28 protein-coding genes are annotated in these 26,903 nt (G+C 64.5%); 24 read left to right on the plus strand and 4 right to left on the minus strand.

Features of this window, described 5'->3' with window-relative positions:
- Window positions 1-3 precede the first annotated feature (3 nt).
- Window positions 4-255 carry an AbrB/MazE/SpoVT family DNA-binding domain-containing protein gene (locus tag C8J25_RS02120; protein WP_107952057.1) on the minus strand — a complete coding sequence of 84 codons (252 nt, stop codon included), beginning with the start codon at window positions 253-255 and terminating at the stop codon, window positions 4-6.
- A 129-nt stretch (window positions 256-384) separates the two neighbouring features.
- Here C8J25_RS02120 and C8J25_RS02125 point away from each other — a divergent pair, with 129 nt between their 5' ends.
- From C8J25_RS02125 to C8J25_RS02180, 12 genes are all read left to right on the plus strand, one after another.
- Window positions 385-966 carry a ClpP family protease gene (locus C8J25_RS02125; protein ID WP_107952058.1) on the plus strand — a complete coding sequence of 194 codons (582 nt, stop codon included), beginning with the start codon at window positions 385-387 and terminating at the stop codon, window positions 964-966.
- A 133-nt stretch (window positions 967-1,099) separates the two neighbouring features.
- Entirely contained in the window at window positions 1,100-1,882 is a 783-nt protein-coding gene (locus C8J25_RS02130) for a succinate dehydrogenase iron-sulfur subunit (protein WP_107952059.1), read from the plus strand.
- A gap of 182 nt (window positions 1,883-2,064) precedes the next feature.
- Window positions 2,065-2,520, plus strand: a complete 456-nt coding sequence (locus C8J25_RS02135; protein ID WP_107952060.1) for a PaaI family thioesterase — start codon at window positions 2,065-2,067, stop codon at window positions 2,518-2,520.
- Between the two features lie 97 nt (window positions 2,521-2,617).
- A complete protein-coding gene (gene zapE / locus C8J25_RS02140) occupies window positions 2,618-3,709 on the plus strand; it encodes a cell division protein ZapE (RefSeq protein ID WP_107952061.1) in 1,092 nt (363 codons plus the stop codon).
- A gap of 127 nt (window positions 3,710-3,836) precedes the next feature.
- A complete protein-coding gene (gene mdh / locus C8J25_RS02145) occupies window positions 3,837-4,799 on the plus strand; it encodes a malate dehydrogenase (protein ID WP_107952062.1) in 963 nt (320 codons plus the stop codon).
- Between the two features lie 75 nt (window positions 4,800-4,874).
- On the plus strand, window positions 4,875-5,171 hold the full coding sequence (locus C8J25_RS02150; RefSeq protein WP_341871516.1) for a GIY-YIG nuclease family protein: 297 nt from the start codon (window positions 4,875-4,877) through the stop codon (window positions 5,169-5,171).
- A gap of 55 nt (window positions 5,172-5,226) precedes the next feature.
- Window positions 5,227-6,111, plus strand: coding sequence for a succinate--CoA ligase subunit alpha (gene sucD / locus C8J25_RS02155; RefSeq protein ID WP_056047458.1), 885 nt, complete (start codon window positions 5,227-5,229; stop codon window positions 6,109-6,111).
- An 83-nt stretch (window positions 6,112-6,194) separates the two neighbouring features.
- A complete protein-coding gene (locus tag C8J25_RS02160) occupies window positions 6,195-9,131 on the plus strand; it encodes a 2-oxoglutarate dehydrogenase E1 component (RefSeq protein ID WP_107952063.1) in 2,937 nt (978 codons plus the stop codon).
- Window positions 9,132-9,257: 126 nt separating this feature from the next.
- Window positions 9,258-10,505 (plus strand): 2-oxoglutarate dehydrogenase complex dihydrolipoyllysine-residue succinyltransferase, encoded by a 1,248-nt coding sequence (gene odhB / locus C8J25_RS02165; RefSeq protein ID WP_107952064.1) that lies wholly within the window; start codon window positions 9,258-9,260, stop codon window positions 10,503-10,505.
- 94 nt (window positions 10,506-10,599) lie between these two features.
- Window positions 10,600-10,887 (plus strand): GIY-YIG nuclease family protein, encoded by a 288-nt coding sequence (locus C8J25_RS02170; protein ID WP_279628711.1) that lies wholly within the window; start codon window positions 10,600-10,602, stop codon window positions 10,885-10,887.
- Between the two features lie 95 nt (window positions 10,888-10,982).
- Window positions 10,983-12,389: a dihydrolipoyl dehydrogenase gene (gene lpdA / locus C8J25_RS02175; protein WP_107952065.1), complete on the plus strand. Its 1,407-nt coding sequence runs from the start codon at window positions 10,983-10,985 to the stop codon at window positions 12,387-12,389.
- Window positions 12,390-13,467: 1,078 nt separating this feature from the next.
- Window positions 13,468-14,619 (plus strand): GGDEF domain-containing protein, encoded by a 1,152-nt coding sequence (locus C8J25_RS02180; protein WP_107952066.1) that lies wholly within the window; start codon window positions 13,468-13,470, stop codon window positions 14,617-14,619.
- Between the two features lie 65 nt (window positions 14,620-14,684).
- Here C8J25_RS02180 and C8J25_RS02185 read toward each other — a convergent pair whose 3' ends face one another.
- Both C8J25_RS02185 and C8J25_RS02190 read right to left on the minus strand, forming a co-directional pair.
- Complete coding sequence (locus C8J25_RS02185; protein WP_107952067.1) at window positions 14,685-15,281, minus strand: hypothetical protein; 597 nt, start codon at window positions 15,279-15,281, stop codon at window positions 14,685-14,687.
- Between the two features lie 102 nt (window positions 15,282-15,383).
- Window positions 15,384-16,205, minus strand: coding sequence for an energy transducer TonB (locus tag C8J25_RS02190; RefSeq protein ID WP_107952068.1), 822 nt, complete (start codon window positions 16,203-16,205; stop codon window positions 15,384-15,386).
- A 215-nt stretch (window positions 16,206-16,420) separates the two neighbouring features.
- Here C8J25_RS02190 and uvrA point away from each other — a divergent pair, with 215 nt between their 5' ends.
- The 12 genes from uvrA (at window position 16,421) to C8J25_RS02235 (ending at window position 25,512) form a co-directional block, all read left to right on the plus strand.
- Entirely contained in the window at window positions 16,421-19,309 is a 2,889-nt protein-coding gene (uvrA, locus tag C8J25_RS02195) for an excinuclease ABC subunit UvrA (protein WP_107952069.1), read from the plus strand.
- Between the two features lie 196 nt (window positions 19,310-19,505).
- Window positions 19,506-20,189: a hypothetical protein gene (locus tag C8J25_RS20155; RefSeq protein ID WP_146173258.1), complete on the plus strand. Its 684-nt coding sequence runs from the start codon at window positions 19,506-19,508 to the stop codon at window positions 20,187-20,189.
- On the plus strand, window positions 20,186-20,626 hold the full coding sequence (locus C8J25_RS20160; protein ID WP_146173259.1) for a hypothetical protein: 441 nt from the start codon (window positions 20,186-20,188) through the stop codon (window positions 20,624-20,626). Before C8J25_RS20155 ends, C8J25_RS20160 begins: the two co-directional genes overlap by 4 nt.
- A gap of 159 nt (window positions 20,627-20,785) precedes the next feature.
- A complete protein-coding gene (gene relB / locus C8J25_RS02200) occupies window positions 20,786-20,962 on the plus strand; it encodes a type II toxin-antitoxin system RelB family antitoxin (protein ID WP_107952070.1) in 177 nt (58 codons plus the stop codon).
- The gene (locus C8J25_RS02205; protein WP_244186665.1) at window positions 20,940-21,233 is read left to right on the plus strand and encodes a type II toxin-antitoxin system RelE/ParE family toxin; all 294 of its coding nucleotides are present in this window, start codon (window positions 20,940-20,942) and stop codon (window positions 21,231-21,233) included. Before relB ends, C8J25_RS02205 begins: the two co-directional genes overlap by 23 nt.
- A gap of 106 nt (window positions 21,234-21,339) precedes the next feature.
- Window positions 21,340-21,669, plus strand: coding sequence for a hypothetical protein (locus C8J25_RS02210; protein ID WP_107952071.1), 330 nt, complete (start codon window positions 21,340-21,342; stop codon window positions 21,667-21,669).
- Between the two features lie 547 nt (window positions 21,670-22,216).
- Window positions 22,217-22,459, plus strand: a complete 243-nt coding sequence (locus tag C8J25_RS20165; protein ID WP_146173260.1) for a hypothetical protein — start codon at window positions 22,217-22,219, stop codon at window positions 22,457-22,459.
- Complete coding sequence (locus tag C8J25_RS02215) at window positions 22,426-23,757, plus strand: hypothetical protein (protein WP_146173261.1); 1,332 nt, start codon at window positions 22,426-22,428, stop codon at window positions 23,755-23,757. The genes C8J25_RS20165 and C8J25_RS02215 overlap by 34 nt, the downstream gene beginning before the upstream one ends.
- Window positions 23,754-24,194: a DUF3597 domain-containing protein gene (locus C8J25_RS02220; protein WP_107952073.1), complete on the plus strand. Its 441-nt coding sequence runs from the start codon at window positions 23,754-23,756 to the stop codon at window positions 24,192-24,194. Before C8J25_RS02215 ends, C8J25_RS02220 begins: the two co-directional genes overlap by 4 nt.
- Window positions 24,195-24,271: 77 nt before the next feature.
- Window positions 24,272-24,685 (plus strand): glycine zipper 2TM domain-containing protein, encoded by a 414-nt coding sequence (locus C8J25_RS02225; RefSeq protein ID WP_156362209.1) that lies wholly within the window; start codon window positions 24,272-24,274, stop codon window positions 24,683-24,685.
- A gap of 278 nt (window positions 24,686-24,963) precedes the next feature.
- Window positions 24,964-25,176 (plus strand): cold-shock protein, encoded by a 213-nt coding sequence (locus C8J25_RS02230; protein WP_031394996.1) that lies wholly within the window; start codon window positions 24,964-24,966, stop codon window positions 25,174-25,176.
- A gap of 105 nt (window positions 25,177-25,281) precedes the next feature.
- Window positions 25,282-25,512: a hypothetical protein gene (locus C8J25_RS02235; RefSeq protein WP_056060610.1), complete on the plus strand. Its 231-nt coding sequence runs from the start codon at window positions 25,282-25,284 to the stop codon at window positions 25,510-25,512.
- Window positions 25,513-25,803: 291 nt separating this feature from the next.
- On the opposite strand, the gene C8J25_RS02240 is transcribed toward C8J25_RS02235, so the two are convergent.
- Window positions 25,804-26,871, minus strand: a complete 1,068-nt coding sequence (locus tag C8J25_RS02240) for a cell wall hydrolase (protein ID WP_425275437.1) — start codon at window positions 26,869-26,871, stop codon at window positions 25,804-25,806.
- Window positions 26,872-26,903 lie beyond the last annotated feature (32 nt).

A 26,903-nucleotide genomic window follows, 5' to 3' on the forward strand; every position in this document is an offset into this window, starting at 1 on the left:
AGGTCACCACGTCAGCTTCGCGTCGTCGGCAACACTAAGTCCAAGCCACTCCAGTTCCTCACCGGTCGCCACAAGCCCAGCCGCAGCCTCCGCCCAACCATCGCGCGCGACGCGTTCGGCGGGCGTCACGATCAGCTTTCCATCCTCGACGCGCAAATCCATTGCCGCCCCGGTCGTGGCGCCGATCGCCCCCAGGATCGATCGGGGCACGATCATCCCCGTGGAGTTGCCCATCTTCCGCAACGACGTCCGCATCTTCAGTTCCTCTTCACCACGAAGATACCACCGCAGAACTGTACTAACAATGTTTGAACAAGTGCGCCGAAATGTTGATATGCCGCAACCCATCCGGAACCCACCGCCCCCGCAAAAGTTTGCCGCGGCATGACCGACACATCCCCCGCTTCGAACGCCCGCAACTACCCACTGCTGGCCGCCCCCCACATCCACCTCCACGGCCCCGTCGACGACGCAATGTACGACAATTTCAAGTCGCAACTCGTCGCCGCGCCCACCGAAGGCCCGCTGGTCGTCTCGATCACCACGCTCGGCGGCGACCCCGAAGTCGCCCGCGCGATGGGCGACAACATCCGCCTGCTCCGCGAATACACCGGCCGCGAGACGCTCTTCCTCGGCAAGGTCGCGGTCTATTCCGCCGGCGCGACCTTCATGTCCGCCTTCCCGGTCGACAGCCGTTTCCTCACCCGCAACAGCCGCATCATGATCCACGAGCGCCAGATGCAGAGCACGATCGAGCTCAACGGCCCGCTCAACACGCTGTCCTACACGCTCAAGGCGAAGCTCCACGAGATCGAGGACTCGATCAACATCCAGGAGGAAGGTTTTCGCGCAATCGTCGAGGGCTCGAAGGTGTCGCTCGAGGAATTGAAGAAGAAGGCCCCCTCCAACTGGTACATCGAGGCCGAGGAAGCCCGCGACCTCGGCCTGATTCTCGACATCATCTGACCCGGCACGCGCAGGCGACGCGAGAGCGGGTGTGACGCATGTTGCACCCGCGAAGCTAAGGATTTGCGGGGAGAGCCCCTGTCATGTATCGGCTCTGACAACCTATAATCACACCACGGACGGACCGCTCGCAATGGCCGAATTCTCGCTCCCGAAAAACAGCGTCGTCAAGAAGGGCGTCAAGCACGCCTCGACCAGCGGGGGTAAGCGTCTCAAATCGTTCAAGGTCTACCGCTACGATCCCGACAGCGGCGAGAACCCGCGCTATGATACGTTTGCGCTCGATCTCGACGATACCGGCCCGATGGTGCTCGACGCGCTGATCAAGATGAAGAGCGAGCAGGATTCCTCGCTCACCTTCCGTCGCTCGTGCCGCGAGGGCATCTGCGGCTCGTGCTCGATGAACATCAACGGTAAGAACGGCCTCGCTTGCACCACCGCGATCGAGGATTGCAAGGGCGAGGTCCAGATCACGCCGCTGCCGCACATGGACGTGATCAAGGACCTCGTTCCCGACTTCACGCATTTCTACGCGCAGTACTCGTCGATCAAGCCGTGGCTGCAGACCGTCACCCCGCCGCCCTCGGGCAAGGAGCGCCTCCAGTCGCCGGAAGACCGCTCGAAGCTCGACGGCCTCTACGAGTGCATCCTGTGCGCCTGCTGCTCGACCTCGTGCCCGAGCTATTGGTGGAACGCCGACAAGTTCCTGGGGCCGGCGATCCTGTTGCAGGCCTATCGCTGGCTCGCCGACAGCCGCGACGAGATGACCGGCGAGCGCCTCGACGAACTCGAAGATCCGTTCCGCCTGTACCGCTGCCACACCATCATGAACTGCGCGAACGCCTGCCCCAAGGGGCTCAACCCCGCCAAGGCGATCGCCGAGATCAAGAAGATGGAAGCCGAACGGATCGTCTGATCCCTTCGGTTGGGGGAGGGGCGTTACCTTTCCCGACTTTGGGGGGGGGGTAAGACCTGCCTTCCCTCCACCCCGTTCGTGCCGAGTAGAGATCGAGCGTAGTCGAGAGCTCGTATCGAGGTACATGTCCTTCGATACGCCATCTCGACAAGCTCGATGCCTACTCGGGACGAACGGAATTTATGACTGACAAGCCGCATTTCGTAGAAGCCGAAGACCCAGCCAACCCAGGCTGGCGCAGCTGGTCGCTCTCCGACCCCACCCGCTTCAACACGCTCCTCGGCCCCATGCTCTACCGCGTCGACGGCCACACCGTCCGCGTCCGCATCACCCCCGAGCATCGCCACTCCAACCTCCAGAACAACGTCCATGGCGGCGCGCTCCTCGCGTTCATCGACGTCGCGCTGTTCGCAGCCGCAAGAGGCTTCGGTCTGATCACCGCCGGCACCGCGGTCACGCTCGATCTCAACACACAGTTCATCGGCGGCGGTCGCATCGGCGAGCCGATCGAGGCGCAGGTAGAGGTCCTCAAGGAAACCGGCCGCCTCTTGTTCCTCCGGGGCCTCGTGGTGCAAGGGGGCGACGAAACGAAGATCGCCGCCTTCTCGGCCACGATCCGCAAGCCGACTGCCAGATAGCACCGGCATCTTGCTGTTCTCCCGCGCACGCGGGAGTCCAGGAGTCAGATACACAACGCCTGGGGGCCTGGGCCCCCGCCTGCGCGGGGGAACGGAAATGACGGTACTCAAAGCCTATGAGGCACTCGTAGCTTCAGGCGAACTCCGCCCCGACCCCGAACAGGCCGCCGCCGCCGCGCGCCTCAACACTCTCGCCACCGAACTCGCCACCCCCAAATCCACCGGCTTCTTCGCCCGCTTCTCCAAGAAACCAGACCCCCGCGGCGTCTACCTCTGGGGCGGTGTCGGCCGCGGCAAGTCTATGCTGATGGACCTGTTCTTCGCCAACGCGCCCGTCGAGAAGAAGCGCCGCGTGCATTTCGGCGAGTTCATGCTCGAGGTCCACGCGCGCATTGCCGCCGAGCGCCGCAAGGAAGTCGGCGACCCGATCGTCCCCGTCGCCACCGCGATCGCCGACGAAACCCGCCTGCTCGCGTTCGACGAGATGATGGTCACCAACAGCCCCGACGCGATGATCCTGTCGCGGCTGGTGACCTCGCTGCTCGATTCCGGCGTGACGATCGTGACGACCTCGAACCGCCCGCCCGCCGATCTCTACAAGAACGGCCTCAACCGCGAGCATTTCCTGCCCTTCATCGCGACCATCGAGCACCGCCTCGACGTGCTCCCGCTCAACGGCCCGGTCGACTATCGCCGCGACCGGCTCGGTAGCCAGGACACATGGCTCGTCCCCAACGGCCCCGAGGCGACCGCGCAACTCTCCGCCGCATTCTTCCGCCTCACCGACTTCTCGACCGACGACAGCGAGCACGTCCCCGCCGAAGACCTGATCGTCCAGGGCCGCACGCTCCGGGTGCCCAAGTCGCTCAAGGGCGTCGCGGTGTTCAGCTTCAAGAAGTTGTGCGGAGAAGCCCGCGGCGTGGCCGACTACCTCGCCATCGCGCGGAAATTCCACACCGTCATCCTCGTCGGCATCCCCAAGCTCGGCCCCGAGAACCGCAATGAGGCGGCGCGCTTCGTCGCGCTGATCGACGCGCTGTACGAGCACAAGGTGAAGCTCCTCGCCGCCGCCGATGCGCAACCCGGCGACCTCTACGAAAGCGGCGATGGCAGGTTCGAATTCGACCGCACGATAAGCCGCCTCGAAGAGATGCGCTCCGAGGATTATCTCGCCGAAGGCCATCTCTAGGCTTATTGCACATGCGAACTAGTTGCAATAACAACCCGCTTTTGTCCTTTTAGCGGTTGCCGTAGCGGGATAATGCGCGTAACCGGCGTCACCAATCACCCCGCACATCAGACGGAGACGGATTGGAATGGCTCGCAAGAAGATCGCGCTGATCGGCGCCGGTAACATCGGCGGTACGCTCGCGCACCTCGCAGCACTCAAGGGCCTTGGCGATATCGTCCTGTTCGACGTCGCCGAGGGCATCCCCCAGGGCAAGGCGCTCGACCTGTCGCAGTGCGGCCCGGTCGAAGGCTTCGACTCGCAGATCACCGGCTCGAACGATTACGCCGACATCGCCGGCGCGGACGTCATCATTGTGACGGCAGGCGTGGCACGCAAGCCCGGCATGAGCCGCGACGACCTGCTCGGCATCAACCTCAAGGTCATGAAGGCCGTCGGCGAGGGCATCAAGAATAACGCCCCGAACGCATTCGTGATCTGCATCACCAACCCGCTCGACGCGATGGTTTGGGCACTCCGTGAGTTCTCGGGGCTGCCGCACCACATGGTCGTCGGCATGGCCGGCGTGCTCGACTCGGCGCGCTTCAGCCACTTCCTCGCCGACGAGTTCAAGGTTTCGGTCAAGGACGTCACCAGCTTCGTGCTCGGCGGCCACGGCGACACGATGGTCCCGGTCATCAGCTACTCGACGGTGTCGGGCATCCCGGTGCCCGATCTCATCGCGATGGGCATGTCGAGCCAGGAAAAGATCGACGCGATCGTCAAGCGCACGCGCGGCGGCGGCGGCGAGATCGTCGCACTGCTGAAGACCGGCTCGGCCTATTACGCGCCGGCGACCAGCGGCATCGCGATGGCCGAGGCGTATCTGTACGACCAGAAGCGCGTGCTGCCGGCGGCGGCGTATGTGTCGGGCGAGTACGGGCTTACCGATCTGTACGTCGGCGTGCCGGTGGTGATCGGTGCTGGCGGCGTCGAGAAGATCGTCGAGATCAAGCTTGATGATGAGGCCAAGCAGAACCTCACCGTGTCGGTCGATGCGGTCAAGGAGCTGATCGTCGCCTGCAAGGGTATCGATGGTTCGCTGAATTGATTTGAGGTGAGGTGACGAACCAAAAGGAGTAACCACCACCCCGGCGAAGGCCGGGGTCCAGTTGGGAAAGCCGAAATGATGGGAGAACAAGCGTTCGTCTACATCATGGCCAACTTCCCCAACGGTGCGATCTACCTCGGTTCGACCGTAAACCTGCCGAAGCGTGTGTGGGAGCACCGCAACGGTTTCGGCGGTTTCACCAAGCGTTATGGCTGCAAGATCCTCGTCTGGTACGAGGCCTGCGGTGAATGGGAAGCGGCACGGCAGCGCGAGCTGCAAATGAAGGAGTGGAAGCGGGCCTGGAAAGTGCGTGAGATCGAAGGGTTCAATCCTGCTTGGGATGACCTGTACGATCGTATCGCGTTACCATGACCGCCTTCCCAACTGGACCCCGGCCTTCGCCGGGGCGGACCGGACTGGAGATAGAATGAGCATCCTCGTCGACAAGAACACCAAGGTCATCACTCAGGGCATGACCGGGGAAACCGGCAGTTTCCACACCAAGATGGCGCTGGAATACGGCACGCAGATGGTCGGCGGCGTCACGCCCGGCAAGGGCGGCACGACCCACCTCGACCTCCCCGTCTACAACACCGTCGCCGAAGCCAAGGCGATGACCGGCGCGACCGCGTCGGTCATCTACGTGCCGCCCCCCTTCGCCGCCGATTCGATCCTCGAGGCGATCGACGCCGAGATCGAGCTGATCGTCGCGATCACCGAGGGCATCCCCGTGCTCGACATGGTCAAGGTCAAGCGCGCGCTGTCGGGCTCCAAGTCGCGCCTCATCGGCCCGAACTGCCCCGGCGTGCTGACCCCCGGCGAGTGCAAGATCGGCATCATGCCCGGCTCGATCTTCAAGAAGGGCTCGGTCGGCGTTGTCAGTCGTTCAGGCACGCTTACCTATGAGGCGGTCTTCCAGACGTCGAACGCAGGCCTTGGTCAGACGACCGCGGTCGGCATCGGTGGCGATCCGGTCAACGGCACGAACTTCATCGACGTGCTCGAGCTGTTCCTCGCCGACGACGAGACCCAGTCGATCATCATGATCGGCGAAATCGGCGGCGACGCCGAGGAGCAGGCGGCACAGTTCCTCCGCGACGAAGCCAAGCGCGGTCGGTCGAAGCCGATGGCAGGCTTCATCGCCGGCCGTACGGCGCCTCCGGGCCGCCGCATGGGCCATGCCGGCGCGATCGTGTCGGGCGGCAAGGGCGACGCGGAGAGCAAGATCGCGGCGATGGAAGCTGCCGGGATCAAGGTCTCGGAAAGCCCCAGCCTGCTCGGCGAGACGCTGCTGAGCGTGTTGAAGGGTTAAGTTAGAGTAAGATTGTTCCCCCGCGAAGGCGGGGGCCCAGTCTGGGTCCCCGCCTTCGCGGGGACACAAAGAGGACGGTTGTGATGGGCTACGAAGGCCAGGATTTCAGCGATATCGCAGCCGGCGTCAGCCCGGCGTTCGTGGAGACGCTCTACGCCAAGTTCAACGCGGACCCGGCCTCGGTCGAATCCGGTTGGCGCGCGTTCTTCGAGGGTCTCGAAGGCTCCGCGCAGGGCCCGAGCTGGGAGAGCGCTCGCTGGCCGCTCACCACGACGGACGACCTGACCGCAGCGCTCGATCCGACCCAGATGGAGCCCGCGCCCAAGCCAGCAAAGGGCGGCAAGCCAGCCCCCGCCGCAGCGGCACCCGCGCCCGTCTCGAAGGAAGAGATCGCCAAGGCCGCCGCCGACGCGATCCGCGCGCAGCTGCTCGTCCGCACCTACCGCGTCCGTGGCCATCTCGCCGCGAACCTCGATCCGCTCGGCCTCTCCAAGCGCGAGATGCCCGAGGATCTGAAGACCGAATATCACGGCTTCTCCGACGCCGACATCGACCGGAAGGTCTATCTCGGCGGCACGATGGGCTTCGAATGGGTCTCGATCCGCGAACTCGTCGACACGTTGCGCAAGAACTATTGCGGCAATGTCGGCCTCGAATACATGCACATCTCCGACGTCGAGGAGCGCCGCTTCCTCCAGGAGCGCATGGAGGGCCAGGACAAGGCGATCGAATTCTCCATCGACGGCAAGAAGGCGATCCTCACCAAGGTGATCGAGGCCGAGCAGTGGGAGAAATTCCTCGGCAAGAAGTATGTCGGCACGAAGCGCTTCGGGCTCGACGGCGGCGAATCGATGATCCCCGCGCTTGAGAGCGTCATCAAATATGGCGGCCAGATGGGCGTGCGCGAGCTCGTCATCGGCATGGCGCATCGCGGTCGCCTCAACGTGCTGGCGAACGTGATGGCCAAGCCGTTGCGCGTGATCTTCCACGAATTCGCCGGCGGTTCGGCCAACCCGGACGACATCGGCGGTTCGGGCGACGTGAAGTATCACCTCGGCACCAGCACCGATCGCGAGTTCGACGGCCACAAGGTTCACATGAGCCTCGTCGCCAACCCGTCGCATCTCGAAGCCGCCGACCCCGTCGTGCTCGGCAAGACCCGCGCGATCCAGACGCTCAACAACGACCTCAAGGACCATGTCGCCAGCCTGCCCGTGCTGATCCACGGCGACGCCGCGTTCGCAGGGCAGGGGATCGTCTGGGAGTGCCTCGGCTTCTCGGGCATCCGCGGCTACAACACTGGCGGCTGCGTCCACTTCATCATCAACAACCAGGTCGGCTTCACGACCTCGCCGCAGTTCGCGCGCTCGTCGCCCTACCCGTCGGATGTCGCCAAGGGCGTCCAGGCGCCGGTCTTCCACGTCAACGGCGACGATCCCGAGGCGGTCACCTTCGCCACCAAGATGGCGATGGAATTCCGCCAGAAGTTCCATCGCGACATCGTCATCGACATGTGGTGCTATCGCCGCTTCGGCCACAACGAGGGCGACGAGCCGTCCTTCACGCAGCCGCTGATGTACGACATCATCCGCAAGCACCCCGGCGTGTCGTCGGTGTACGGCGATCGCCTGATCAAGGAAGGCGTGATCGACCAGCCCTGGATCGACGAGAACGTGAAGCAGTTCACGCTCCGCCTCGAGGGTGAGTTCGAAGCCGGGTCGTCGTACAAGCCGAACAAGGCGGACTGGTTCGGCGGTCGCTGGACTGGCCTCAGCGCGCCGACTGACGGCGCGTCGGCACGCCGCAACGTCGAGACGGGTCTCAGCACGAAGCTGTTCGACTCGCTTGGCCGCACGCTGACGACGATCCCGGAGAGCGTGAAGATCCACAAGACGCTCAACCGCGTGATCGATGCCAAGCGCGAGATGTTCAAGTCGGGCAAGGGCTTCGACTGGGCGACCGGCGAGGCACTCGCGTTCGGCGGCCTGCTCTCGGAAGGGTACGGCGTCCGTCTGTCCGGCCAGGATTCGGGTCGCGGCACCTTCTCGCAGCGTCATGCCGTCTGGGTCGACCAGACCGACGAGCACAAGTACGTGCCGTTGCAGGAGATCGAGCACGGCCGCTTCGAGGTGCTCGACAGCCCGCTCAGCGAATATGGCGTGCTCGGGTTCGAATATGGCTATGCGCTCGCCGACCCGAAGACCTTGGTCCTCTGGGAGGCGCAGTTCGGCGATTTCGTCAACGGCGCGCAGATCATGATCGATCAGTTCATCACGTCCGGCGAGTCGAAGTGGCTTCGCGCCAACGGTCTCGTGATGCTGCTGCCGCACGGCTATGAAGGGCAGGGGCCGGAGCATAGCTCGGCACGTCCCGAGCGCTTCCTCCAGTCGTGCGCCGACGACAACATCCAGGTCGCGAACTGCACCAGCCCGGCGAACTATTTCCACCTGCTTCGCCGGCAGATGCACCGCAACTTCCGCAAGCCGTTGATCGTGATGACGCCGAAGTCGTTGCTCCGTCACAAGCTAGCGGTCTCGAACGCCGAGGATTTCCAGGGCGACAGCCACTTCCGCCGCCTGTTGTCGGATACCAATCCGGCTGCCGACGTCGACACGAAGCGTCTGGTCCTGTGCACCGGCAAGGTCGCGTACGACCTGATCGAGGCACGCGATGCGGCGGGTGACACCGACACGCAGATCGTCCGCGTCGAACAGCTCTATCCCTTCCCCGGCAACCCGATCGCCGAGCGCGTCGCACGGATGCCGAACCTGGAAGAGATCGTCTGGGCGCAGGAAGAGCCGAAGAACAACGGTTACTGGTTCTTCGTCGAGCCGCTGATCGAGGAGGCGCTGGCAACGGTCGACTCCCGCGTGAAGCGCGCGCGCTACGCTGGGCGCAACGCCTCGGCCTCGCCCGCGACCGGCCTGATGAAGCGTCACCAGGCCGAACAGGGCGCGCTCGTCGCCGACGCGCTCGGCCACTCCGTCCGCGACGAAATCCGCCGCACCCGCGCAAACTAAGTTTTTCTACCACCCCGGCGTAGGCCGGGGCCCAATTGGGATGGTAGATGTAATTGAGCGAAACGCCGGCCACTCAGCGTTTCGTAACTGGACCCCGGCCTACGCCGGGGTGGAGGAAACGAGAAAATGGCAACCGAAGTCACCGTCCCCGTCCTGGGTGAATCGATCACCGAAGCCACCCTCGGCGAGTGGCTGAAGCAGCCCGGCGACCCCGTCGCGGTCGACGAGCCGATCGCCAGCCTCGAGACCGACAAGGTCTCGGTCGAGGTCCCGTCGCCGGTCGCCGGCGTCATGGGCCAGCACGCGGTCGCCGTCGGTGACACCGTGCAGGTCGGCGCGATGCTCGCCACGATCGACTCCGGTGACGGCGCCGCTGCCTCGGCCCCTGCGCCTGCGCCCGCCGCGACGGCAACGCCAGCCGCTCCCGCCAAGGACGAGTCCGGCGCAGGTTACGGCGACCAGCCCGGCGCCGGCACCAGCGACTCGCCCGCCGCGCTCTCCCCGTCGGTCCGCCGCGCGGTACTCGAGCACGGCGTCGATCCCGGCACCGTCAAGGGCACCGGCCGTGACGGTCGCATCACCAAGGAAGACGTGACCGCCGCCGCGTCGAGCAAGCCGGCGCCTGCGCCCGCCGCAGCACCCGCTCCGGCAGCAGCCCCCGCCGCCGCTTCGGGTCGCGGCGAAGAGCGCGTCCGCATGACGCGCCTCCGCCAGACGATCGCCAAGCGCCTCAAGGAAGCACAGAACACGGCGGCCATGCTGACGACGTTCAACGACGTCGACATGACCGCGGTGATCGAGGCGCGCGCCAAGTACAAGGACCTGTTCGAGAAGAAGCACGGCGTCCGCCTCGGCTTCATGGGCTTCTTCGTGAAGGCCGCGACGATGGCGCTGCGCGACATCCCCTCGGTCAACGCATCGATCGACGGCGACGACATCGTCTATCACGATTACGCCGACATCTCGGTCGCGGTCTCGTCGCCGGGCGGCCTCGTCGTCCCCGTCATCCGCGATGCCGACCAGATGTCGGTCGCGACGATCGAGAAGACGATCGGCGACTTCGGCAAGCGCGCCAAGGAAGGCGCGCTCAAGATGGACGAGATGAAGGGCGGCACCTTCACGATCTCGAACGGCGGCGTGTTCGGCTCGCTGATGTCGACCCCGATCATCAACCCGCCGCAGTCCGCCGTGCTCGGCCTCCACCGCATCGAGGAGCGCCCGGTCGTCGTCAACGGCCAGATCGTCATCCGCCCGATGATGTACCTCGCGCTCAGCTACGACCACCGCCTGATCGACGGCCGCGAAGCCGTGACGTTCCTGGTGGCGCTCAAGAACGCGATCGAAGATCCCACGCGCATCCTGATCGACCTCTGACTCAAAACGGCTCCTCGTTCTCCTGCGAACGCAGGAGCCCAGGGTCACGGACACCACCCTCCGTAACCCTGGATTCCTGCGTACGCAGGAAAACGTGACGCCCGGTTTCGTCTACCTGATGGCGAGCAGCCGCAACGGAACGCTCTACCTCGGCGTCACCAGCGACCTGCTCGCCAGAGCCTACCAACACCGCAACCGCCTGATCGACGGCTTCTCCAAGGCGCATGGCTGCATCCTCCTTGTGTGGTTCGAGACGAGTGACGACATACAATCTGCACGGCAACGCGAGTTGCAGATGAAGAAATGGAAGCGGGCCTGGAAGATCGACCTGATCGAACAGACCAACCCGCACTGGAAGGATTTGTACGAGACGCTCTTCTAACCCGTTCTCCTGCGAACGCAGGAGTCCAGGGTAACAAGCGGCGCCTCCCGTAACCCTGGGCTCCTGCGTTCGCAGGAGAACGACGGAGATGAAGAATGGCTGACTACGACTATGACGTCCTCGTGATCGGTGCGGGCCCCGGCGGTTACGTCGCGGCGATCCGTGCAGCGCAGCTCGGCCTGCGCACCGCCTGTGCCGAATCGCGCGAGACGCTCGGCGGCACCTGCCTCAACGTCGGCTGCATCCCGTCCAAGGCGCTGCTCCACGCCTCCGAGATTTACGAGGAGGCCAAGGGCGGCCACATGACGAAGTTCGGCATCGACTTCCAGGGCGTCACGCTGAACCTCGACCAGATGCACGCCGAGAAGGCCAAGGCCGTCAAGGAACTGACCGGCGGCGTCGAATTCCTGTTCAAGAAGAACAAGGTCACCTGGCTCAAGGGCAAGGCCGCATTCCAGGACGCGCACACCGTCGAGATCGCCGGCCAGAAGGTCACCGCGAAGAACATCGTCATCGCCACCGGTTCGTCGGTCATGCCGCTCCCCGGCGTCACGGTCGATCAGAAGACCGTCGTCGACAGCACCGGCGCGCTCGAGATCCCCAAGGTCCCCGAGCACATGGTCGTCATCGGCGGCGGCGTGATCGGCCTCGAACTGGGCAGCGTCTGGCGTCGTCTCGGCGCGAAGGTCACGGTCGTCGAGTTCGTCGACCAGATCCTCCCCGGCTTCGACGGCGAAGTCCGCCGCGAGACCGCCAAGCTCTTCAAGAAGCAGGGCATGGAGCTGAAGCTCTCGACCAAGGTCACCGGCGTCACCGTCACTGACGGCGTCGCGACCGTGACCGTCGAGCCCGCCGCCGGTGGCGCATCCGAGACGCTGACCGCCGACGCGGTGCTCGTCTCGATCGGGCGCAAGGCGAACGTCGACGGCCTCAACCTCGAAGCCATCGGCCTCGAACTCAACAAGCGCGGCCAGATCGAAACCGACCACTCGTTCCGCACGAAGGTCGACGGCGTCTGGGCGATCGGCGACTGCATCCCCGGCCTGATGCTGGCGCACAAGGCCGAGGACGAGGGCGTCGCGGTGGCGGAAAACATCGCCGGCCAGACCGGCATCGTCAACGAGGACGTCATCCCGAGCGTCGTCTACACGATGCCCGAGATCGCTGGCGTCGGCCTCACCGAAGAGGCGGCGCGCGACAAGACCGCCGAATCTGGTGGCATCAAGGTCGGCAAGTTTCCGTTCGCCGCGAACAGCCGCGCCAAGACCAACCGCGACACCGACGGCTTCGTGAAGATCATCGCCGACGCCAAGACCGACCGCGTCCTCGGCGTCTGGATCGTTTCTTCGCTGGCGGGAACGCTGATCGCCGAAGCTGCCATCGCGATGGAATTCGGCGCGACCAGCGAGGACATCGCCTACACCTGCCATGCGCATCCGACGCATGCCGAGGCGATCAAGGAGGCCGCGATGGCGGTGCAAGGCAAGCCCATCCACATCTAGCAAGTGCTAGATGTGGATCGAAAGGGCTCGCCCGGCCGGCGGCGCTCCAGCGCCGTCCGACGACAGGGGCTTTGCCCCTGTCCGGCCAAGCAGGGCTTCACATCCGAAGTAAGATCGATAGGGCGTCAGTGGCAATCCACCGGCGCCCTCTCTGCGTTGCAGCGCGAGAGTTGAAGGTGCAGCGCGAGGGCGGCGAAGGCGCAGGCAGGGGGGCAAAGGTTGAGTTCGATCGGGGAATGGATGTTGCCCGAGTTCGCCAGTTCGCCAGTTCGCCAGTTCGCCAGTTCGCCCACGCCCCGTCCACCCGCAAAACCCAACCCACCCCTTCCGTCATCCCGGCGAACGCCGGGACCCACGGTCACGGTGGACCCAGTGATATTCTCCCATCACCATCCAGTCCGCGACCATGGGTCCCGGCGTCCGCCGGGATGACGGGGGAGGGGTAGGAGGGTAGAAGGGTAGGAGGGTAGGAGGGTAGAAGGGAGGGGCGCGACCAAGTGGCAGCGTGGACCACCCCGAGCAGACGATCTGCAAGGTCCTTGACCGCATCACCCAGTCCAAGCCCTAAGCTCCGGCCCCCCTCAAACTCATCCACCCACACACCCCATCCGTCATCCCGGCGAACGCCGGGACCCACGGTTACGGCGAACCCGGTGACATCCCCCCATCTCTACCCGGCCCGCGACCATGGGTCCCGGCGTCCGCCGGGATGACGCGGGGAGGGAGCGCAACACCTGAGCGCAATCGGAATAGCGTGCACGAATGCCCGGCAACGCCCGACAACGCCGGTCAAGTCAGAACCACCCCGCCCAAACGATACCGCCCGCCTTCTTGTTCTCCCGCGAAGGCGAAAGCCCAGTCTGGGTCCCTGCCTTCGCGGGGAAACATCCTTGGCACAGCCACCACATCCGCCTTCCGCATCGCTCATCACCTCGACGCTACCCGGCCCCTCGTCGCGCCACCCCCAACCCACCCAAAACCAAAACCCGGAAACTTCCGCCCCCGCCCCCCCAACCGGAACCAATCCTTAGCAAAGCCAACCTATTAAACCGCGCAACGAACGAACAAGCAGGTCTCCGTGGCACTCGATCTCTCTACTCTCTACGTCGTCGCAGGCTTCGGCCTGCTGATCGCCGGGTTCATCCACCTCATCCCGCTGGCAACCGGTCGGTTCGGGTCGTGGGCAGGGCTATGGGGCGCCGGCCACCTGATCGCCGGGTGCGGCGCGCTGATGGCGGTGCTCAATGATCGGATCGGTCTCCCCTGGGCGCCCAGCATCGGCAACCCCGCGGTGGTGATGGGCTATGCGCTGATTGCCGGCGCGGTCGTGAAGTTCAGCCGCCCCGACGCGCGCCTGACGTCCCTGCTGGCGATCGCCGCGATCGTCGGCCTGCCCCTGTGGTTCACCCACGACCCGGCGCATTTCCACCTCCGCGTCGCCTATCTCAGCGTCATCCGCGCCGGGTTCGACCTCGTCGTGGTGATCGTCGCCATCCGTCTCGCACGCCGGGAGTCGCTACAGACCGGCTGGATCGTCGCCGCGCTGTTCGCGGTCACCGTGCCGATGTTCCTCGGTCGCGCCTGGCTGGCTTACGGCGACCGCATCGGCACGCAACTGACCGGCCGTCATGATGACTTCGGCGCATGGCTCGCGGCGGGGCAGATCGCCTTCATCATCTTCCGCGCCTTCTCGCTGCTGATCCTCCAGGCCGAGCGCGGCCAGAACCTGCTGCTCGATCAGATGGAGCGCGACTGGCTCACCGGCGCGTTCAACCGCGCCGGACTGGACCGCATCGCGCAGACCTTCACGGGCCGTCTTGCGCCGCGCACCCTGACGCTGATGATGCTGGATCTCGATCGCTTCAAGGCGCTCAACGACACGCTAGGCCACGCCGCCGGCGACGCTGCGCTCCGCACCTTCGCCGAGATCACCCAAGAAGCCCTGGGCCGGCAAGGCTACCTCGTCCGCTGGGGCGGCGACGAATTCGTCTGCGTGCTGCCCGATGTGCCGACCGAGCAGGCCAGCATGATCGGCAATCGCATCGCCACCCGGTTCGCGCAGACCATGGCGCCGCGAACGTCGACCCATGGCACGCTCGGCGTCAGCATCGGCGTCGTCGAGGGCGAATCCGACACCCCGATCGTCGACCTCATCGCCGCCGCCGACCGCGCGATGTACCTCGCAAAGGGCGACCGCCGCCAACCTGCCATCTACATAAAGGCAGCCTGAGCCGGGCGTATTGGATCGCCCCGAAAGGGCCGAAACGCCGCCCGCGGCGTCGCGGCCCTGCACACTCAAGCGGCAGGCGGGTCCTTCTTCGCGGTCGGCTTGCCGAACCCGACGAACAATCGCTCCAACCCCACCGTAACCGAGTCCAGCACCTTGGCGAACTCCGGCGGCAGCGCGTTCGCCTCGCCCCGCGGCGGCTCCCGCGTCTCCCCGGCAAACGGACCATTACCCTGCGGCTTGGTCGACTCCGTCGCCACGTCCGGCTCGACCTTCGACGCTGCAGGCTCAGCCTGTGCCGAGGACGAGGCAGGGGAAGGCGGGGCAGGGGGCGTCGGCGGCGTAGGCGGCGTCGGCCGAGCGCTCGACTTCGCGTCATGCTTCGAGATCGCCGTCGCCGCGGCCATCAGCCCCGCCGCGATCATCTGCCGTCCGACCGGCGTCCCCATCTGCCGCGCGATCGTCGCAGCGATCCCCGCAAACGGCGCCCCGCCGTCATGCTTGCGACCCTCATGCTTCCGGCCCTCATGGTTATGCCCGTCATGCTTCTGCGCGTCATGCGCATGGCCCTCATGGCCCTCATGCCCAGTACTTGAGTGCCCCTGAGCCGCCGCCATCTCGGCCTCGCGCTCGCGCCGCTTTCGCTCGTCCTTCTTCTTGCCCATGTCGTCCTCTGTGCCATTCCGCGTCAGTGTGTACGAACAAGATAATACACCGATACCGGAGTGCAACCCCGGCGGCTTGGCCTCTCCACCCGTGATGGTCGATCAGTTGCCGGACCAGGCGCCCGGCAATCGCCACGTCACCTTTTGCGTCGCGTGGCTGACCATCGGCTTGCCGTCGAAGCCAAGCGCGGGTGTGTAGCGCGCATGCCGCATGATCGCGCTACAGGCCGCCTTGTCGAGTTCGACCTCGCCGCTCGTCACCACGGGCCGGCAATCCGCAACCCGCCCGTCGAGGCCGATCGTCCACAGGACCGTCGAGGTCCCTTGCGCACCCTTGCCGACGATCGTCCTCGGGTAATCGTCGGGCCCGATCCAGTATTCGGGCCGCGTCGTCGCCTTGGCAGGCTGGGCGATCTTCGCGCGCTCGGTCGGGTCGATGCCCCACTGCTTGGCCGTCGAATCATTGCATTTGGCCAGGGCCTCGAACGCGGCCTTCGCACTTGGCATCGCGAACGCCCAGCCCGGCATCTTGTCCGGGGCGATGCGCAGCACGGCATCGGCGGGCAGCGTTTCGAACAACGTGGCATCGACCTGCATGCGAGTCATCCGCTTGCCCGAGGCTTGGGTCGGATAACTCTCGTACCGGCTGTCATCCGATCCCCCGCCGACGATGCCGATCTTCGCCTGGCCCAACCGCATCGTCACGCTACGATCATTGGTGTAGACCATCAGCTCGAGCGTGGATGCCAGTGGCAGCCGGCGCAGCGCAAGGATCGTCTCCGCCTTGCCCGTGCCATAGGTGCGACCGAGCATGCAGGCGGTCGCGCCATAATCGACGTTCCACTTGCTCGCCGGTGTCAGCGGCGCGGCCGCGGTCGGTTCGGCCAGCGCCGCGGCGGCGGCAAGCCCCAGCATCAGCGGCATCCGAAAATACTCGTCATCGCATCATCCCCTTGCACCCCGTCCCGTTCGCCGGTTCTCTAAAATCCGCCGCCCGGTTGCAAGCCGTGTCGACGCCTCGATCGCCCGTCGCGCAATCGGTCGCGCAATCGATCATCACCGATGAACTGGCACCCGGCCTCATGCATTCCTATCTCTCCCACTAGTCTCCCGATCAGAACAGAAGTAGAACCAGCCTCATGCTGACAAAGATTTCCGTACGCGGCGCGCGCGAGCACAACCTCAAGGACGTCGACATCGACATCCCCCGCGACACGCTCACGGTGATCACCGGCCTCTCGGGCTCGGGCAAGTCGAGCCTGGCGTTCGACACGATCTACGCCGAGGGCCAACGCCGCTACGTCGAGAGCCTGTCCGCCTACGCCCGCCAGTTCCTCGAACTGATGCAGAAGCCCGACGTCGACCACATCGAGGGCCTCTCGCCCGCGATCTCGATCGAGCAGAAGACGACGTCGCGCAACCCGCGCTCGACCGTCGCCACCGTCACCGAAATCTACGACTATATGCGCCTCCTCTGGGCGCGCGTCGGTATCCCGTACTCGCCCGCCACCGGCGAGCCCATTGCGGCGCAGACCGTGTCGCAGATGGTCGACCGGGTCATGGCGCTCCCCGAAGGCACGCGTCTGTACCTGCTCGCCCCCGTCGTCCGCGGCCGCAAGGGCGAGTACCGCAAGGAACTCGCCGAGTGGCAGAAGGCGGGCTTCGCGCGCGTCCGCATCGACGGCACGATCCACGACATCGACGAAGCCCCCGCGCTCGACAAGAAGTACAAGCACGACATCGAAGTCGTCGTCGACCGTCTCGTCGTGGGTGGCGAGATCGCCACGCGCCTCGCGGAAAGCTTCGAAACCGCGCTGAAACTCGCCGACGGCCTTGCCTATGTCGACCCCGCCGACCCGGTCGAGCCGCACACCCCCAAGTCCGAAATCCTCGGCAACAACGCCCCCGACGGCCGCATCGTCTTCAGCGAGAAGTTCGCCTGCCCGGTCAGCGGCTTCACCATCTCCGAGATCGAGCCCCGCCTGTTCTCGTTCAACGCTCCCCAAGGCGCATGCCCGGCCTGCGACGGCCTCGGCGAGAAGCTGCTGTTCGACGAAGACCTCGTCGTCCCCAACCACATGCTCAGCATCAAGAAGGGCGCGGTCGTCCCCTGGGCGAAATCCAACCCGCCGAGCCCGTATTACATGCAGGTCCTCGGCAGCCTCGCGCGCGAGTTCAAGTTCGACATCGAGACGCCCTGGTCCGACCTCCCGCCGGAGGTCCAGAGCACGATCCTGCACGGCTCGAAGGGCAAGCCCGTCACGCTCACCTTCATCGACGGCAAGAAGAAATACGACGTCTCCAAGCCGTTCGAGGGCGTCATCGGCAACCTCAACCGCCGCATGCTCCAGACCGATTCCGCCTGGATGCGCGAGGAATTGAGCAAGTACCAGTCCGCCGCCCCTTGCGAAGTCTGCGGCGGCGCGCGCCTGAAACCCGAAGCGCTCGCGGTCAAGATCGCGATGAAGGACATCTCCTACGCCACGCATCTCTCGGTGGTCGACGCGCTCCAGTTCTTCACCGACATGCCGCAGCACCTCGGCGACCAGCAGAACGCGATCGCCGAACGCATCCTCAAGGAGATCGTCGAGCGTCTGGGCTTCCTCAACAACGTCGGCCTCGACTACCTCAACCTCGACCGCACCTCCGGCACGCTCAGCGGCGGCGAGAGCCAGCGCATCCGCCTCGCGTCGCAGATCGGCAGCGGCCTGTCCGGCGTGCTCTACGTCCTCGACGAGCCCTCGATCGGCCTGCACCAGCGCGACAACGACATGCTCCTCAAGACGCTCCGCCGTCTGCGCGATCTCGGCAACACCGTGCTCGTCGTCGAGCATGACGAGGACGCGATCCGCACCGCCGACTACATCATCGACATGGGCCCCGGCGCCGGCGTCCGCGGCGGCCAGGTCGTCGCGCAGGGCACGCTGAAGCAGATCCTCAAGTCGAAGGGCAGCATCACCGCCGACTATCTCAACGGCACGCGCGAGGTGCCGGTCCCAACCACGCGACGGAAAGGCAACGGCAAGAAGCTCACCGTCCACAACGCGGTCGCCAACAATTTGCGCGGCGTCACCGCCAGCCTGCCGCTCGGCACCTTCACCTGCATCACCGGCGTCTCCGGCTCGGGCAAGTCGAGCTTCACGATCGACACGCTCTACGCCGCCGCCGCGCGCGAGCTGAACGGCGCGCGCATCGTCCAGGGCAAGCACGACAAGATCACCGGCCTCCAGTATCTCGACAAGGTCATCGACATCGACCAGTCGCCGATCGGCCGCACCCCGCGCAGCAACCCCGCCACCTACACCGGCAGCTTCACGCAGATCCGCGACTGGTTCGCCGGCCTGCCGGAATCGCAGGCGCGCGGCTACAAGCCCGGCCGCTTCAGCTTCAACGTCAAGGGCGGCCGCTGCGAGGCGTGCCAGGGCGACGGCGTGCTAAAGATCGAGATGCACTTCCTCCCCGACGTCTACGTCACCTGCGACGTCTGCCACGGCGCGCGCTACAATCGCGAGACGCTCGAGGTGAAGTTCAAGGGCCATTCGATCGCCGACGTGCTCGACATGACGGTCGAGGACGCCGCCGAGTTCTTCAAGGCGGTCCCCCCGATCCGCGATAAGATGGCGATGCTGGTCGAGGTCGGCCTCGGCTACGTCAAGGTCGGCCAGCAGGCGACGACGCTCTCGGGCGGCGAAGCGCAACGCGTCAAGCTCGCCAAGGAACTCTCGCGCCGCGCCACCGGCAACACGCTGTATATCCTAGACGAACCCACCACCGGCCTCCATTTCGAGGACGTGCGCAAGCTGCTGGAAGTCCTCCACGCGCTGGTCGAGCAAGGCAACACGGTCGTCGTGATCGAACACAATCTCGACGTCATCAAGACCGCCGACTGGGTCCTCGACCTGGGGCCGGAAGGCGGCGTCAAGGGCGGCGAGATCGTCGCCGAGGGCACGCCGGAGAAGGTCGCGAAGGCCAAGGGGAGTTTTACGGGGAAGTATCTGGCGCCGTTGCTGGAGAAGCGGGTGGACTGAGGAGCCATGTAAGAAGGTCCTTATCGTCAACGATTGGAAGCGCAAACACTGGGTGGTTGATAACACGCTCTTCGTTTATGAGAACGCAATGGATACGCAATCTCAGCCACTTATGCGAACGGATGCCGCGAACGCGTGGTTCACAGCATTCCTAATAATCCTGTCTTTGGTTATGTTAGTTCTCGGAAATAACGAGATGACCGAAGGATGGAAGTTCGCGGGGGCCAAGTTTGATGACACATTGAACAATATTGGGCTTGCGCTACTCATCGCTGGAATAACTCAATATTATACTGATTTTCGAGTAAGGTCCAGATTTTACAAAGACGTATCCGACAACGTCATAGCAAACGAGACTTTGCGCGAGTCCGGAATTCTAAAATTCTTTAGAGACTCAAAAACCTGTATCCCCGCTAAGGTGTTGGATTCTGCGAAGACGTTGGATGTTGGCGTCACTTATTCTGATAGATTTCTTAAAGATAATATTGGGATATTAGTATCAAGGGCAGGGTCTATTCGCGTTCGGGTGTATTGTGTTGACGCGGACGACGCTGACGTCAGGCGACTGGTGGCTCTGAATACAGGATTTTCAGATGATGACGTACGGGCAGAATATCGGAAGCTAACGCGGATCGTCGACGATCTAGTTAGCAAAGGTGTTAATATTGAGCTTTTCAAGCAAAAGACGCTGCCCCATTATTCCTTTTATATAATTGATGATTATTATTTTCTTACAATGAGTACTTTTGCGTCTCGGCGGGCAACTGTGCCGCTTTTTCAAATGGATCAGTCAAGTCCTCTTGCATTGTTGATACGTGAAGACAGGGATCATGTCATGGCCCTCAATTCCACAAACGAAAAACAGGCGACCCCACAGTGAAATCCGATCTCGAAACAGCAATGGCTGAGCTGTGCTTAACCTATTCAAAACGTCAGGTTGAAGCAGCTTTATCTCGCGTTACCGAGGAGGAGCTCAGCGGCGAACTCACGTTTGTCGTTAATGCGGGAATGCATGCTCTACCCGTCGATATACTAAAGGGTGAAACGTTTTATTTTTCGGAGGGGAACGTTGATCTGAGTCAAGAAAATGTTAAAGAAACTGTTAAGGAATTATCCAAAAAAGCTGTTAAGTTTCTTCGTAGTCGCGTTTGGACAAAGATCTACATCATACCATCTGGCCACCCTCTACTTGTAACACTGGCTACATTGGTAGTTTATCGTGTGACTAGGGTAAATCCTATTATACTATATTATGTTGACGGAGCCTATAGGGAGGTTGCTATAGACGTACGTCATGATGTGTTTGGTTCGTCTTGAAGGCTGGGTCACGAAACTGATCCGAGATGCGCTTCGGCATAGCCATCTTTATGGTAAAATAAACTTCGATCGAGATTGGCCTCGGGTATCTATGCTAGATTGTAGGTTTCTTGCGTTTAGTAATTTTTCGCTATCCAGCAAAAGTGCTATCTTGGTTACATGGCTAATCTAACCCCCATCGAGTCGGAGTTCGCGACCAGCGAGGACGCCGCAGCGTATGACGCATGGTTCCGCGCCAAGGTCGAGCGTGCGATGGCGTCCAAGGAGCCCAGCATTCCCCACGACATAGTCATGGCTGAAATGCAGGCCATCATTGAGCGCGCCCGGCATCGCTGATCTTCCACTGAACTGGCGGCCAGAGGCCCGTCAGGCGCTGCGCGATATCACGACCTACATTGCTGATCGAAATGCCGATGCCGCGAGCCGATTGGGCGCGGCGATCCTTCACACGACGAACCGGATCGCCGAGCATCCCTATCTCTACCGTCCCGGTCGCGTTGCCGGCACGCGAGAAGCGGTAATCCATCCCAACTACCTGCTGGTCTACCGCGTCACTGAGACGATCGAGATCCTCGCCGTCCTCCACGCTCGCCAGCAATATCCTTGAAGCCCTGCAACCGTCGTTGTTGCCCCGACGGATCGGCGTCGCCAGCGCAAGGCGGAACCCCTGCCACCGACCGTCCGTTTCCGAGGCTGCATCAAAGGACATTCCCATGACCAAGCCTCACCCGCACAAGCCCGCCCCCAGCCCCAAGCCAAACGCCAAGACGTTCGGCATTAACGCGCTGTCGATCGGGGCCGCGGCGATCGGTCTCGGGGGTGCGTTGCTGGCGGTGTTCCTACGCTCGAAGGCCAACCCCGCCGAGCATGCCGCGCCCGATCTCGCGCTCGACAAGCCCCGCCCGGGTGCGACCGATCGCGCGCCGGACGCCTTCCGCCCCGATCCCACCGCGGTCCCCACCAAGGCCGAGCGCGAGTCGCTCCGCCCCGCCACCGGCCCGGCCCCGTCGTTCGCCGCGGATCGCGGTTCGACGCTCGGCTGACCCGCCTTCCTGATCGTCCCCCGCAACGGGGAGGTGGCTGGCGCTTGCCAGACGGAGGGGGAGGGGGCGATCACCTTCGTTGCGTGTCCTCCCCCTCCGTCACCTGCGGTGCCACCTCCCCCTTGCGGGGGACGATCGGAATGCTCAACGGTCTAGGTCTATCCTGACGTCACCCCTTCGCTCCGTCACCTGGACTGGTTTCGGCGGGTACTCTTTCGAGCAAGCAAGCGTGTGTCCCCGCGAAGGCGGGGATCCAGACTGGGCTCCCGCCTTCGCGGGAGAACAAGGAGGGCGTCGGATCGCGCGCTACGCGTGTTCGAGATTGATGAGCACTGGTTCCATCACCCACGCCACGCCCTCATCCCCCTTCCGTCATCCTCACGAAAGTCAGGACCCAGAGCCAAAGTGCTACACCCCTTAACCCTGGGTCCTGACTTTCGTCAGGATGACGAGGGCGGGCGTCAGGACGAGGCCCCCCCCGAAACCGCTGTCCTACACACCCCGATCCGGCATACCTGATCGGTCCTCTCCGCAACGAGGATCGACCATGGCAAACGCACCCACCCCGGCCGTTCCACGCCCATGCTACATCGCCACGCGCGCGATCCCCGCACCAAAGCCACGCTACGAACCCCCAATCCCCGACCACCTCCCAGACGCGGTCCGTCACGTCATGGCCTGGCAAGCGCATGTAGACGCCGGCCGGATCGGCAACCGCCTGCCCGTATCGCCCGAGATCGCCGCCAACCGCGACCGATGGACCGCACTCGCCCGGACCATGCGCAAGTGACCGCCGCTCTCCATGAACAGGGTGTCGACGCGCCGCCCATCGACTCCTTCACGCGGCAAAATCGCCAGCGCATCGACGGCTGGTCCCCAGAACGCCAGCGCGTCTTCCTCGAACGCATCGCCGAGGGCGCCACCGTCGACGAGGCCACCGCCAGCGTCGGCCTGTCACCACGCGCCGCGTACAGCCTGCGCCGTCGCGCAGCGGGCGCGGCGTTCGCGCTCGGCTGGGACGCCGCCAAGCTCGTCGCGCGGCCGATCGTCGCCGAGGCGCTGTTCTGTCGCGCGATGGTCGGCCAGATCGAGCGTCTTACGAAGCCCGACGGCGACGTGATCGAACGCCACCGCTTCGACAACCGCCTCGCCATGTCGCTGCTCGCCCGGCTCGATCGCCATGCCGAGGAGAGCGAGACCACCAATGCCGCCGCACGCCTGATCGCGACCGAGTTCGACGCGTTCCTCGACGTGGTCGAGCGCGACGCAGGGCCTGCCCGCGCCGGCCTGTTCCTCGGCGAGCGTGTCCGGTCGTCCGACGCAGGGGAGGGGATGGCGCCGATCGTGGCGCTGGCCCGCGCGGACCGCTGGCTCCGCAGCAACGCCGGCCTCGCGTCGGAGATCGACGTTGCCGATCTCGATCCCGCCGCCCGCGCCGGCTGGACCGCCGAGCAATGGGCGCGCGCCGAGGCCGCCGGGTTGCTCAGTCTCGCACCCGAACCTGTCGCCAAACCTGCGCCTCCGAAACCTGCGCCAGCGTCTGCACTTTCTGCACTTCCGGCCGTCGAACCGGGCGGACCCGACGGCGAATGTCCGGTCTGGTGGGACGAATTCACCAGTGCCTGGCGCACCCGCTTCCCGCCCCTGAGCGACTTCGACGAAGGCAATGGCGGCACTTTCGGCGACGACGGTTACAGCCGCGAATGTTCCCGGGAGGAGGCGATCATCCTCGATGCGCCGTACGACCGCGAGACCGCCGAGCGCGTCGTCGTCGAGGGCGCCGATCGCGACAGCTGGTTCATCGGCTATGCGGTGGGCTGCGGGCTGATCGAGGATGACGAGGTCGATGCGGTCGCCGCGACCGATATGGCACGCGTCGCTGCGCTGGCCCGTAATTTCGATCCGGATCGCCCGAGAACGCCTGACCCAGAACCCGGTAACGCCGCTTCGTCCGGCGCCGGTCCCGGCCAGTCGCCCGGCCAATCGCACACCGCACCCAATCTGACGCCGACGCCTGCGGACGCTGCACCCAAATCCGCCACCGGGCGTTCTCCCGCCATACGCATAGTCAACGGAGTACCCCCATGAGCATCTTCAGCAAGATCAAGTCCGCCATCTTCGGTGAGCACGGCCCGCTCGGCAGCGGCCATTTCGGTACGCCCAAGGCCGACGCGCCCGCACCAGCGCCCGCGCCGCAGACCACCGCAGCCCAGCCCGCGCCGACGCCAACGCCCGCCGCACCGACTCCGCAGGCAGCGCCCGCCCAGGCAGTCGACGTCGAGGCCGTCCTCTCGGGCATCGCCTCGAAGAAGGGCTCGGATCTCAACTGGCGCACGTCGATCGTCGACCTGATGAAACTGCTTGACCTCGATTCGAGCCTCGACAACCGCAAGGAACTCGCCACCGAGCTCGGCTATACCGGCGCGAAGGACGGCAGCGCGGAGATGAACATGTGGCTGATCAAGGCCGTGATGCGCGAGCTGGAAAAGAACGGCGGCACCGTGCCCGCCAACCTCAAGGACTAACGGTGTTTCGGCGCTGGCAACCGAACCCCGGCGCCGATCATTACGCATTCAGTATCAACCCACTGAAAGGACACGAAATGCGCGTTGCGATGCTGGGCCTGCTGGCCGCCTCTACCATGGTTGCCGGCTGCGTCGGCGACGGAGGCAGCCGCTACGGCGTCGACCCGCGCTATCGCTCCTACGATTATAACCGCGTCGACCCCGCATACGGCGGCTACGACGCCGGTCGTTATTACCGCGACGATGCACGCTATCGTGAGCGCCGCCTGTCGCGCAACGACCGCGTCTATCGTGGCAATGACGGCCGATATTATTGTCGCCGCAACGACGGCACCACCGGCCTGATCGTCGGCGGAGTCGCGGGCGGCGTGCTCGGTAACGTCATCGCGCCCGGCGGCTCGGGCCTACTCGGTACCGTGCTCGGTGCAGCCGGCGGCGCGCTCGCAGGGCGTGCGGTGGATCGCTCCAGCAACGACACCCGCTGCCGTTAAATCCCTCGGCCGGCGCCGAAATATCTGCGCCGGTCGATCTAAATTATCGTCGTCGATGGCGGCGCACGCGAAAATATTATCTGCGATAATCGACGCAGTTCTTGACCCATTTTACCGGCAAGATTTGCAATTCGGGCGGTCTTGGCCCATATAGCGCTCAGCTACAGTCGCATATCGACGGTTCTTGGCGCTTTGCGGCACCTTTCTCCTTCTTTCCCTGCTCCGCGGCACGGGTCGCCCGAACGTCGGGTTACTCTCTACTAAGAAGGAGCCACTTCATGGCTATCACCGGAACCGTCAAGTTTTTCAACGCCGACAAGGGCTATGGCTTCATCGCGCCGGATGGCGGCGGCAACGATGCATTCGTGCATATCACCGCGGTTGAGCGCGCCGGCATGCCGACGCTGAACCAGAACCAGCGCGTCACCTACGAGCTCGAGCCCGACAAGCGTGGCAAGCAGTCGGCCGTGAACCTCCAGCCAGCCGATTGATCTCGCTGGCGGATTACGGTCCGCCAGCCTGATCTCGGTTGCGATGCGGCGGCCATCATGGTCGCCGCATCACCCCTTTGAAATTTCCCGCAGGAGCGCACCAGCATGGCCGATAATCCAGAATTTTACCGGGCCCGCGCTGATGAAGAGCGTCGCAACGGCGATGCAGCCCTCCTCGACAACGTCCGCGATCGCTGCCGCCGCGCCGAAAAGGCCTGGGACGACATGGCCTCGCGTGCCGAACGCACCCAGATCCTCCGCGCCGCTCGTGAGGCTGCACCTCCCGGTGGCGAGCGCATGATGATCGGCACCCCGTCGATGGTCCCCGCCGAATAGGCTGGATCTCCGAGGTTCGATTTATTTGAGGAAAAACCCGGGTGCAGCGATGCACTCGGGTTTTTCTTTGTTGCTTTCAGAGACGCCGTTTTCGCGCAGAGGCGCAGAGACCGCGGAGCTCTAGCTGAACCGCAGGTTCCCGAAATCAAATGCGACGTCCGCAGCTTACCCAGAACGCACCACCTCCGCGTCCTCTGCGCCTCTGCGCGAACCAACTTTTTCATCCAGCAAGTTGGCTGCCAGAAAGCATGAACACCGCTGACGCGATACTATGGAAACCGTCGCGACGACTTACTTCAGCGGCTTGCCCGAATCCTTCCACCGGTCGAGGATCTGCGATTCTGGCGGCAGCATGTTGGAAGGAGCCGGTATTGCCGGAGCCTGAGTAGCGGGCTTGGCCTGCGCAACGGTCGCCACCACCGTAGCCGGTACCGGGACGGAGACAGCCCCGGCCGTGGCAGCCGCGATCATCTGCGGTGTCGGCGGCGCAATCGGTTGCACGGACAGATGCGGCCCGGGCACCGGTTCGCCGCCAGCGTAGCGCTGGTTAAACGCAGCCGAAGTACCCCAATACCCCTTCCACCGATGGAAGAAATGCGCCCCGACGACGTCGGTCATCACCATGCTCCGGTTCCACGCAGGCGTCACAGCATAGGTATGATAGTGCGTCGCCAACCCGACCGGCGCGTACACATAGCCGGCGAGTGCCATGCCGGCCGCACGCGCGGCGCGGACCCATGCGGCACGCGCCGGCACCCGCGTCATCGCGCCATCGCAGGCGAAGCTGAACTGGCAGCCTGCGTGTTCGGAGCCCTGGTACACCACGCCGCATACCGTTCCCGGGAAGGCAGGATGCCGGGCGCGGTTGAGAATGACCTGCGCGACCGCCTGCTGGCCGGCATCGGGCTCGGATGCGGCTTCGTAATAGATCGCCGCGGTGAGGCATTGCAGCGCACGGTCGCGGTCCAGTGCCGATGTGGGTGCCATCGAGAAGGGCCGTGCGGGAACAATGCCCGCGTCGAGCGTCGCACCGGCCGGGATCGGCAGATCGGGCAGGTCGATGGTCCCCGTAACACCCGCCGCAGGGGCGGCGATCTCCTGCTCAGCCGACGCAGGGGCGGGGGCTGAGACCTTTACCAAGGATGCGGCACTCGCGCGCTCGCTCGCCGCTTCACGCGCCGACATCGCCCGGAGCGCTGCGTGCGCAGAAATCCCGGCGCCGATGATCAGCACCGTAACGACCATCGCCGCCCAGATGCGCTTCATCAACCGAACCGTCTGCAACCTAACGCGCAATCGCTTTCCTCGTACCTGCCTGTCGAGCCGTGCATAGCCGATCTGGCCGGACCGATCGCGCACGGATTCAGTCCGTCCCACCGCGGGACGGACGG

The organism is Sphingomonas faeni (assembly GCF_003053745.1).
GTDB lineage: Bacteria > Pseudomonadota > Alphaproteobacteria > Sphingomonadales > Sphingomonadaceae > Sphingomonas > Sphingomonas faeni.

What these genes read in the sequence shown, in the direction of transcription:
- C8J25_RS02190 (WP_107952068.1), bottom strand. Translation starts at nt 16,205, where the DNA reads ATGCCGCTGATGCTGGGGCTTGCCGCCGCCGCGGCGCTGGCCGAACCG.
- relB (WP_107952070.1), top strand. Translation starts at nt 20,786, where the DNA reads ATGGCTAATCTAACCCCCATCGAGTCGGAGTTCGCGACCAGCGAGGAC.
- uvrA (WP_107952069.1), top strand. Translation starts at nt 16,421, where the DNA reads ATGCTGACAAAGATTTCCGTACGCGGCGCGCGCGAGCACAACCTCAAG.
- zapE (WP_107952061.1), top strand. Translation starts at nt 2,618, where the DNA reads ATGACGGTACTCAAAGCCTATGAGGCACTCGTAGCTTCAGGCGAACTC.
- C8J25_RS20165 (WP_146173260.1), top strand. Translation starts at nt 22,217, where the DNA reads ATGGCAAACGCACCCACCCCGGCCGTTCCACGCCCATGCTACATCGCC.
- C8J25_RS02235 (WP_056060610.1), top strand. Translation starts at nt 25,282, where the DNA reads ATGGCCGATAATCCAGAATTTTACCGGGCCCGCGCTGATGAAGAGCGT.
- odhB (WP_107952064.1), top strand. Translation starts at nt 9,258, where the DNA reads ATGGCAACCGAAGTCACCGTCCCCGTCCTGGGTGAATCGATCACCGAA.
- C8J25_RS02120 (WP_107952057.1), bottom strand. Translation starts at nt 255, where the DNA reads ATGCGGACGTCGTTGCGGAAGATGGGCAACTCCACGGGGATGATCGTG.
- lpdA (WP_107952065.1), top strand. Translation starts at nt 10,983, where the DNA reads ATGGCTGACTACGACTATGACGTCCTCGTGATCGGTGCGGGCCCCGGC.
- C8J25_RS02210 (WP_107952071.1), top strand. Translation starts at nt 21,340, where the DNA reads ATGACCAAGCCTCACCCGCACAAGCCCGCCCCCAGCCCCAAGCCAAAC.
- C8J25_RS02160 (WP_107952063.1), top strand. Translation starts at nt 6,195, where the DNA reads ATGGGCTACGAAGGCCAGGATTTCAGCGATATCGCAGCCGGCGTCAGC.
- C8J25_RS02220 (WP_107952073.1), top strand. Translation starts at nt 23,754, where the DNA reads ATGAGCATCTTCAGCAAGATCAAGTCCGCCATCTTCGGTGAGCACGGC.
- C8J25_RS02125 (WP_107952058.1), top strand. Translation starts at nt 385, where the DNA reads ATGACCGACACATCCCCCGCTTCGAACGCCCGCAACTACCCACTGCTG.
- C8J25_RS02150 (WP_341871516.1), top strand. Translation starts at nt 4,875, where the DNA reads ATGATGGGAGAACAAGCGTTCGTCTACATCATGGCCAACTTCCCCAAC.
- C8J25_RS02225 (WP_156362209.1), top strand. Translation starts at nt 24,272, where the DNA reads ATGCGCGTTGCGATGCTGGGCCTGCTGGCCGCCTCTACCATGGTTGCC.
- sucD (WP_056047458.1), top strand. Translation starts at nt 5,227, where the DNA reads ATGAGCATCCTCGTCGACAAGAACACCAAGGTCATCACTCAGGGCATG.
- mdh (WP_107952062.1), top strand. Translation starts at nt 3,837, where the DNA reads ATGGCTCGCAAGAAGATCGCGCTGATCGGCGCCGGTAACATCGGCGGT.
- C8J25_RS02130 (WP_107952059.1), top strand. Translation starts at nt 1,100, where the DNA reads ATGGCCGAATTCTCGCTCCCGAAAAACAGCGTCGTCAAGAAGGGCGTC.
- C8J25_RS20155 (WP_146173258.1), top strand. Translation starts at nt 19,506, where the DNA reads ATGACCGAAGGATGGAAGTTCGCGGGGGCCAAGTTTGATGACACATTG.
- C8J25_RS02230 (WP_031394996.1), top strand. Translation starts at nt 24,964, where the DNA reads ATGGCTATCACCGGAACCGTCAAGTTTTTCAACGCCGACAAGGGCTAT.
- C8J25_RS02215 (WP_146173261.1), top strand. Translation starts at nt 22,426, where the DNA reads ATGGACCGCACTCGCCCGGACCATGCGCAAGTGACCGCCGCTCTCCAT.
- C8J25_RS02135 (WP_107952060.1), top strand. Translation starts at nt 2,065, where the DNA reads ATGACTGACAAGCCGCATTTCGTAGAAGCCGAAGACCCAGCCAACCCA.
- C8J25_RS02185 (WP_107952067.1), bottom strand. Translation starts at nt 15,281, where the DNA reads ATGGGCAAGAAGAAGGACGAGCGAAAGCGGCGCGAGCGCGAGGCCGAG.